This is a genomic window from Microcoleus sp. T2B6 (genome assembly GCF_036700475.1).
Lineage (GTDB): Bacteria > Cyanobacteriota > Cyanobacteriia > Cyanobacteriales > Microcoleaceae > Microcoleus.
On the sequence record NZ_JAUBOZ010000173.1, the window covers coordinates 1 to 9,353 of the forward strand.

A 9,353-nucleotide genomic window follows, 5' to 3' on the forward strand; every position below is an offset into this window, starting at 1 on the left:
ACACCGATTCCGACAGAAACGCCAACGCCAACTCCGACACCGATTCCGACAGAAACGCCAACGCCAACTCCGACACCGATTCCGACAGAAACGCCAACGCCAACTCCGACACCAACGCCAACTCTGACTGAAATTCCGACAGAAGATTGCCTTTGTAACTCTCTATCCCTCCCAAATCTCAACCAACCCAATCCTGTAGAAAAGGTAGTTGTGAATAGTACGATCGATCTACCCATCACAGGTACTGCTAGCAATGAGACATTCGACGGCAGCAGCAGCGAGGATTATTTCCAGGCAAAAGAAGGTAACGATAACCTGTTTGGCGGCGAAGGAAATGACTTTTTCAACGGTAACGAAGGCAACGAGTTTATCTCTGGTGCAACGGCAGATGACTTGCTTTTTGGTGGCAAGAATCAAGATATTATTCTTGGTAATGAAGGAAGAGATACATTATTGGGAAATCGAGGACAAGATTCGCTAAATGGTAGAGAAGATAGCGACTTCATTCACGGCAACGAAGACTCCGATTTCTTGGATGGGGGCAAAGGAAACGATTTCTTATTGGGAGGTAAGGATAGAGATTTAATTGTAGGCGGTGAAGAAAACGATACTCTGTTGGGAAATGTAGGTGACGATACTGCCTGTGGTGGCGGTGGCAACGATTACTTGCGGGGTGATGAAAATAACGACCTACTGGATGGCTGTGAAGGCAATGATACGATTTGGGGAGGAGAAGACAATGATACCATATTTGGGGGAGCCGGAGACGACTTTTTAAGCGGCGATTTGGGAGATGATTTTTTAATTGGAGGAAGTGGGAACGATCGTTTTCTGGTTTGGGCAGATTCAGGGATGGATATCATTCGAGATTTTGAACCCGGAAAAGATGCGATCGCCCTTACTAGAGGTTTGACTGCCTCTCAACTGTCAATTAGTCAAGCCAACAGCGATACCTTAATCCGCTTGACAGCAACAGGTAAAATTTTAGCTACTCTCAATAACGTATCTGTTACTCAAATCGATCTGACAGAATTGAACCCGCCTACATTTTTAAACCGGAGTTTTTTATGAGGAATGTTAGGGGCGATAGCCAAAGAATCAACAGACTTTTCTACACAAGTTTGACCTTAATTTCAGCTATCCTCTTAGGAGGCTTGGGAAAGCTTTCCGAGTCCAACAATAACACAGCTTTAGCGCAAGAAAACATCCCTGTTAGCGGTAGCGGTGACGCGCAACTCCAGCCGATTTTGCAATCGTTGACAGAATTCATGCGCCACCGCTGCGTCGGTGCGGCCGTACTCGGTGTTTCTGTTAAAGGTAAACCCGTTGGTGTTTGGGGTCTAGGGCGCATGAAAGGCAGACCTACTAATAACTGGAATCCGGCTTGTGGCGACGATACGCAGGCTCCTCTGGCTGCGATCGTACCCGCAGATACCCCCATGCGTATGGGCAGTATCAGCAAGCCTGTTACCTTTGCAATGGTGCGCTGGGCGCTTAAAGAGACGGCGCGCGATCGGGCCGGTTTAGAACTGACTGACGACCAAATTGAAGGGATGAAATTGTTCGACCCCCAGCATTATCCGCCGCTAATTCCGGGTTTGAACAAGCAATATCCAGTAGCGATTATCCCTGAAAACTTGCACGCCGTATTTTCGGGAAAAGTCAAATTTCCCGTTCCCGTGAAAGACAGCAAGTGTGCCAATCTCAACTCAGGATTTGCAGACAAACAGTGGCAAAACGTCACCCTCGGACATTTATTATCGCACCGATCGGGACTTCAGCGCAGCGCCCCCAGATATGCTGAAGATGTCACCGCAAATTTGCCTGTGCTTCGCAATCTAAAAACCCCAGCGAATTTCCAAGCACAAGAACAATTACTTGTCAATGAGTGGGGCAGCAAATCTGTCAGTTCAGCTAAAAATCAACTCGGCATTTCTCCTAGCGCAGGCTATTTTTTGCCGACTCCTACTTTAGCAGAAATTATGCAGGTTTTGGCTGGCCGATGCCTTCAGTATCCTCTCGGCCAATATCACTATTCCAATACCAGTCCGGCATTTCCTACGATTATTTTGGAGCAGCTTGTGGCTTCCGGCAGATATGCTGCTAAGATGGGTAAACCCGAAACTCATCAAGGTTCGGCTTTGGAGGTTTTCTTTAAAAAGGAGTTAGGAATTTCTACTGCGGCTGACCGGGGAATTTTTATGACCCAAGGAGTAGCAAATATGGTCGATCGCGAGCCAGAGAAACGCGCTTGGAACGGGAAGACTTACTATTGGCAGGGATGGGATGTGAAGCGGCCGCACTGCATCTGGAAGCGTAGCTTCTGCGATTTTTCTACCTGGCTAAATCCGAAGCCGGGGAGGATAAATTGGTCTTGGAATTTAAGCCAAGTTCCGTTTAGCAGCAGAAACACTGATTTGAGTCCCGGTACTGGTTCCCTAGCTGCAGAAGCTGAAGTTTTCCTCAAATTCATGTCAGAATATTGGGTAGCTGGTTATGAAAATAACCCGCGCATCGGAGAAAAGCGAAATAATCTTTGGAATCGATATACTGCCCACAACGGAGCGCTTGACGGTACTCATGCTTGGGGAATCCAGTTAGGGGGCAATAATAATCCGAAAGAGTGGAAATTGCCGCCGGTGGATGATAACGGTCGCATCCTTGATGATTTTGCTAATTTAAAGATGTATGCGGGCGTGTTGCCGGATGGAGTTGATATTTTTGTGGCTGTGAATCAAAGGGCGGATAAGAAATGTGTTAATGCTAAAGGTTACAATTGTGGGGATGCTTACGGACTTTTGGATAATTTTATTTTGTACGGTGTTTCTCAGGTGAATTGGAATCTGCTTGCACCTCGTGCAGTTGAAAAATAAAAGTTATAGCGCTGTGAGATGGGCTTTTTGTACTATACATTTTAACCGATAAAAAGGCTCTTGACGCCGATTATAAGTCAATACGGTTCAGTTAAGATCGATCCCCCCTAGCCAAGCCAAGGGCGGGCACGGGGAGTAGGGGTCGCACCGCCCCTACAAGGGGGGGACAAGAAGTTGCTCAAAGTCAACCCCTACTCCCCAACAATCAGGGGGATTTAGGGGGATCTCCGGGGAATTAACAGTGTTAACTGAACCGTATTGGATTATAAGTGGCTCCACCTAATTCAACCGAATTAGCGCAGTTGATAAGCTGTCGGGCATCTAACTTGTATTTTGGGGCGGGCAAGATACGCACAATAATTTCATCAAACGTGAGTATAAAATTTAGATGCGCCTTAGCTTACCAGTTTCAAAAAAATGCAATTATAGAAAATGTCCAAACCCGATAGTCATCAGTCATATAGAAATCCTTGCAGGAGTCGTAAATTTTTACCCCACCCCAACCCTCCCCGATGCCTTGGGGAGGGAGTAAGAAATTCACAAATGATTTAGGATTGCTAGAGCTAATGCTTGAATCTAAAATGTACTTCCAATTATCCAAATTTATGCAATAGTGATGTAAGAACTCGTTCCCCAAAGATTTATCCTGTTGGTGGCGCAAGGCGATTAAATTATTTTTAACGACTTAGGTGTTAAATCAATGCTTTTTGGGAATCTACTTTGAGGCAATTTTTGTTAAAGTCTCAGTGTCATTGTAGCATATTTTAGGGCGATGATATTAGTTTAATACCAATTTAATGTGAAGTTGCACATATCTCGATCCCCCTAAATCCCCCTGATTGTTGGGGAGTAGGGGTTGACTTTGATCGGAATCTTGTCCCCCCCTTAGTAGGGGCGGTGCCAAGAGTGCCCGCCCTCTTGGCTAGGGGGGATCGGATTCTACGAGGCCTCATAAAAAATTGGTATAAACTGATTAAAAATTAGGCTGCAAAAATCCGATGATCCACAAGAAGAACCGCAAAAAGTTACCCTTATTGGCAGCATTCTTAGTCTCGCCATTTATTTCTTGGTTCCTAAGTACGATCGCCCTATTTCTCAGTCTCTGGGTGATCGTACCAGCACCCACGATGTTCCTGTACCCTTTGGCGGTGGGAGCACCAGAAATCAGTCCTTGGTTGGTTGCTATCAATACGATCGCCCTTCTGCTGAACCTGCTCAGACGGCATCAAGGTAAAGTCTACATTATTTTACTGATTTGTAACCTGTTCGCCCTCATCCTGGGCCTGCTTCCCCTGATTCAGTTCCCAGCAGCCAATGCAGCCATAGCTACCCAAATGCAAGCTGTTTTAGGGGAAAACTATTTAGCAGCGATTCCTCAAGCCGATCGCGCGCAGCTACGCCCTCAAGCGTTTATCCTCGCAGATGCGTTCCGAGGAATTCCCATCAGAGAGGTTAGGATCGATCGGGCTATTGGATTTGCCAACCCTGACGGAGTTTCACTGCAACTAAACCTTTATCGGCCGATGCAAATTGGCAAATATCCGGCGATTATCACGCTCTACGGAGGAGCTTGGCAGAGAGGCAATCCCGATTCCAATGAGGAATTCAGCCGCTACATGGCCGCCCAAGGCTATTGTGTGGTTGCAATCGCTTACCGCCACGCTCCCAAGTATCGATTTCCTGCTCAGCTTGAGGACGTACAAGCCGCTCTTTCCTATATCAAAACTCATGCTGCTGATTGGGAAATCGATCTCGATCGAATTGCTCTGATGGGAAGGTCTGCAGGTGCCCATTTAGCAATGCTAACTGCTTATGATTCTAGTGTGCTTCCAGTTCGAGCAGTAGTGAACTATTACGGGCCAAATGACCTGATCCGGGGATACAATGACCCACCTTTTCCTGATGCCATAAATGTTCGAGCCGTCTTACGTGCCTTTTTGGGAGGAACGCCAGATGAACTCAATGAGCTTTACCGTCGGGCTTCTCCCATAAATTATATTAAACCCAATCTTCCCCCTTCTCTACTGGTTTATGCAGGTCGCGACCATATCGTTCAGCCCAAGTTTGGTCGATCGCTCTACCAACGATTGCGAGCCACGGGCGAGCGGGCTATTTTGCTCGAAATTCCTTGGGCTGAACACGCCTTTGATGCAGTTTTTAATGGGCCGAGCAATCAATTAGCTTTGTACTACACAGAACGCTTTTTGGCTCATACTCTGAAGTCTTCCGATTACCAACGAGTTAACTAAAAATTATCAACTTATTCATTTATGCTCAATAAACTGCGGCTATAACAGTTTAATAAGTTCCCAAATCTCGTAAAGATTTCTACGGCAAATTGTCGCACCAACTTTTAGAAGAGTTGCCAGACTTTATTTATTATATAGCGGTTCGATCGCGTGGTGAGGTATGCCCCATGCCCCATGCCCCATGCCCCATGCCCTATGCCCCATGCCCCATGCCCCATGCCCCATGCCCTGTTACACTGAAACCCTGGGGTTGTGTGCGATCGGTGCGATCGACCTTTCTAAAAAAAACATAAAATTCTGTAGCCTGCGATACATTTATTTTGTTAATGATTGTTTAAACTCTCCAAGTGTAGATTGTGTACTCTCCATAATTCTCCAAAACCCCTAAACGAGTGCGTTGTTTGCTGGACTGCGATTTATCGATCGTCGAACCGTTAAAAACCATAAGTAGTTTTGACCTGAATTCATCGGAATTGATTCGCACAAAATTTTTGAGCTGACCAGGGTGAATATTAGTTACTAAATTTGTGCAGTGCAGACATCTATAATGTTGACTCAAGTTTGTACAGGCTCTTGCCATCTATCTTCTTGCTAATAACCGAAATCCAACCGCATCTCACACAGGATTGTCACGCCCGGTGGACGGCGAAGTGATTGCGCCTCGCTCATCCAATCTTGTAGAGCCTGCCAAAAAAGGCATTCTCGCAAAAGTTAGCTTTGACAAAAAATGTTGGGTAAATCTCATATGTTGCACCATTCTCAATTAGCCTTTTATGAACAGGCTGGACGGGCTGTGAAGCGAGAAAATTGATCTCTTGTGGAACGGGCCGAAGAGCCCGTTCTTGAGAATGGTGCAAAATCTTGGGTAAATCCAACATATTCGTCAATCGTTAGACTTTTGCTAACATCTATTTTTTATCAACAACTCGTCCTGCAATCCCAATAAAAATAACCATGAGTGGAAACCAATCGCGCGTTCAAGCAATTTCTCAAATCGTCAACCGCAAACAGATGCCTGCCCAGCCTCCCAAGCGGCTAGAAGATTTGTGGGCAACAGACGTTTTTAGTCTGAGCAAAATGCAAGAAAGTCTGCCCAAAAGTATTTTCAAATCAGTAAAAAACACCGTTCAAACAGGCCAAAAACTCGATGATTCCGTAGCTGATGTAGTTGCAGCAGCAATGAAAGATTGGGCTATTTCCAAAGGAGCCCTCTACTACGCCCACGTATTTTACCCGCTAACCAACAGCACCGCCGAAAAGCACGATGCTTTCATCTCAGTGCAAGGCGATGGCTCCGTCATCTCAGAATTTGCAGGTAAAGTTCTAGTACAAGGCGAACCCGATGGCTCCTCATTCCCCAACGGCGGCATTCGCTCCACTGCCGCCGCTCGCGGATATACAGCCTGGGATGTCACCAGCCCTGCTTATGTCATGGAAACAGACAACGGCATGACATTGTGCATTCCCACTGTTTTCATCTCCTGGACAGGTGAAGCCTTAGACAAGAAAACGCCGCTTTTGCGTTCCATTGCCGCAATGAACAAAGCAGCAATCCGAGTGTTAAAGCTATTAGGAAATACCGAAGTTGCTCCCGTCAATTCCAGTTGCGGGCCCGAACAAGAATACTTCCTGGTAGATGCCAATTTCACCACCAGTCGCCCCGATTTACTGCTAGCAGGTCGCACCCTTTTTGGCAAACCTCCTGCGAAAGGTCAGCAATTTGACGACCACTATTTTGGAGCGATTCCAGAGCGCGTTCAAGTCTTCATGCAAGAAGTAGAAGAAAGAATGTACCGGCTGGGAATTCCTGCCAAAACCCGCCACAACGAAGTAGCTCCCGGTCAGTTTGAAATTGCACCAGTTTTTGAAGCTGCAAACGTCGCCAGCGACCATCAACAATTAACCATGACAATTCTCCGCAACACTGCGAAGAAACACGGTTTTATGTGTTTGCTGCACGAGAAGCCTTTCGCCGGCATTAACGGTTCTGGCAAACACGTCAACTGGTCGGTCGGGAATGCCACCCAAGGAAACTTATTAGACCCAGGCGATACACCGCACTCGAACATACAATTTCTAGTATTCTGCGGCGCTGTGATTCGCGGAGTTCACAAATACGGGCCGCTGTTGCGCGCCGTAGTTGCGACTGCCAGCAACGACCACCGATTGGGTGCAAATGAGGCTCCGCCAGCAATTATCTCTGTCTATTTGGGTTCGCAATTAGAAGATATCTTCGGGCAAATTAGCCGGGGAGAAATTAAGGACTCTCAATGTCGGGGAATTATGAACTTAGGTGTAGAAACACTGCCTACTTTCATGAAGGATGCTGGGGACAGAAACCGGACTTCGCCCTTTGCCTTTACTGGAAACCGATTTGAATTCCGTGCAGTAGGTTCCGGTCAGTCTGTTTCCGGGCCGCTGGTGGCGATGAATACAATCCTTGCAGATTCTTTGGACTGGATTGCTAACAAATTAGAAAGCGATTTGGCTAACGGAACTGAACTGAATGCTGCCATCCAAACTGTTTTGAAAGAAGTGATGGATGAGCACGGCGCGGTTATATTTGGCGGCAACGGCTATTCGGAAGAATGGCACAAAATGGCTGTTGAGGAACGGGGTTTAGCTAACTTGCGGACTACGGCAGATGCTTTGCCCGTATTGAAGGAAGGATACATTGAAGACTTGTTTGAAAAGACAGGTGTTCTGACTCCCGTTGAATTGGAAAGCCGTTACGATGTTTATGCAGAGCAGTATTTGCTGGCAATTGAAGTCGAAGCAAAACTGGTATCAAGCATGGCAAAAACCATTATTTACCCCGCAGCGGTGAGGTATTTAGCTGAACTTTCCGGCACGATTTCTAAATTGAAAGAGATTGGGATTGAACTGGAAAAGGAAAGTGCCGAAAAAGTAGCGGTGCTGGTTAAGTCCATGATGGATACTGCGAGCAAGTTGAGTGATGCTTTGAGCAAGCACGATTTTGCTTCGACAGAAGACCATATGCAATATGCTTCGCAAACAATTCGTCCTTTGATGGATGAGGTTCGCCAGTATGCGGATGCTCTGGAAGGTGAGGTGGCTGATGATTTGTGGCCACTGCCTACTTATCAAGAAATGCTGTTTGTTAAGTAATCGCGAATTCGGTTAATTGCAGGTTAGATTTGTAAGGACACGGCACTGCCGTGTCCTTACTTGTTTTTGAGGTTAAATGAGTGGTACGCTGAATCGGCCAGAGTCATTAAATGCCAGCTACAGTAAGAGTTGTGAAGATTGTTGAGATATCGTTCAATAATTTCATCGGCGTATAAAAACTAATATTGGTGCGAAAAGCTATTATGCGAATTCAATCTTTCTTGAAACAAATGGCTCTGGTGGCTCTAGCTCTATTTTTTGCGATCAGTTGCAGTCGATCGACTCCGAACGTAGACTCTTCCCCTGAAGCAAGCACCTCTAGCAGCTTTAAAGTGGCAATGGTCACCATAGGACCTAAAGATAATAACAGTTGGGCTCAATCCTGCTTTGAAGGATTGAATCTAATCAAAGATAAATTTAATGCTCAGGTAGACTTTACTGACAATATTGACGGTGAACATAGTGAAGCGGCCATTCGCAAATATGCCCAGTCCGGCTATGACCTGGTAATTGCCGCCAGTGGTGGCTATATCAAAGCTGCCGAAAAGGTCGCTAAAGAATTTCCTCGAACGAAATTTGCCTTGGTTACAACGTATCCAGGGAATAACACAAATTTGGGGGCTGTTGCCTTTCGATCGGGTGAGGTGGGGTATCTCACAGGCGCTTTGGCTGCCATGAAGAGCAAAAGCAATAAAGTTGGCTATATTGTGGGTGCACCTTATCCGGTTTACAAAGAAGAAGAAGCTTTGTTTAGGCGGGGAGTGAAGGCAACGAATTCCTCTGTTCAAGCCTCGACTGCTTTTCTCAACACTTGGAGTGATACGGACAAAGCCACCAAAGTCGCAACGGATATGGTTGCCTCTGGAGTAGATGTTTTGGCAATCAACGCGGATGAGGCAGGATTAGCCGCCCTAAAAGCCGTTACGCAAAAGCCAGGAGTCCTTGTGATTGGTTGGGGAAAGGATCAGTACGAACTGGCTCCCGGCAAAGTCCTAACTAGCGTTCTGGAGGACATTCCCAATCTGGTGCTAAGCTGTTCAGCATCTAAAACGCATATTGCATAGTATAATATGATGATATTTATAAAAAGTCAATGCCTACT

General features: G+C 46.2%; 5 protein-coding genes. All 5 read left to right on the plus strand.

Annotation, left to right across the window (positions count from 1 at the left end):
• Positions 1-1,071, plus strand: a 1,071-nt coding sequence (locus tag QUA00_RS35240; protein WP_333148354.1) for a calcium-binding protein, incomplete at its 5' end; no start/stop codon positions are given.
• Entirely contained in the window at positions 1,068-2,873 is a 1,806-nt protein-coding gene (locus QUA00_RS35245) for a serine hydrolase (protein ID WP_333413170.1), read from the plus strand. The genes QUA00_RS35240 and QUA00_RS35245, both read left to right, overlap by 4 nt.
• A 998-nt stretch (positions 2,874-3,871) precedes the next feature.
• The gene (locus tag QUA00_RS35250; RefSeq protein ID WP_333143840.1) at positions 3,872-5,122 is read left to right on the plus strand and encodes an alpha/beta hydrolase; all 1,251 of its coding nucleotides are present in this window, start codon (positions 3,872-3,874) and stop codon (positions 5,120-5,122) included.
• Positions 5,123-6,076: 954 nt separating this feature from the next.
• A complete protein-coding gene (locus tag QUA00_RS35255; RefSeq protein ID WP_333143841.1) occupies positions 6,077-8,251 on the plus strand; it encodes a glutamine synthetase III in 2,175 nt (724 codons plus the stop codon).
• 203 nt (positions 8,252-8,454) lie between these two features.
• A complete protein-coding gene (locus QUA00_RS35260; RefSeq protein ID WP_333413172.1) occupies positions 8,455-9,315 on the plus strand; it encodes a BMP family protein in 861 nt (286 codons plus the stop codon).
• The last annotated feature ends 38 nt before the right edge of the window (positions 9,316-9,353 follow it).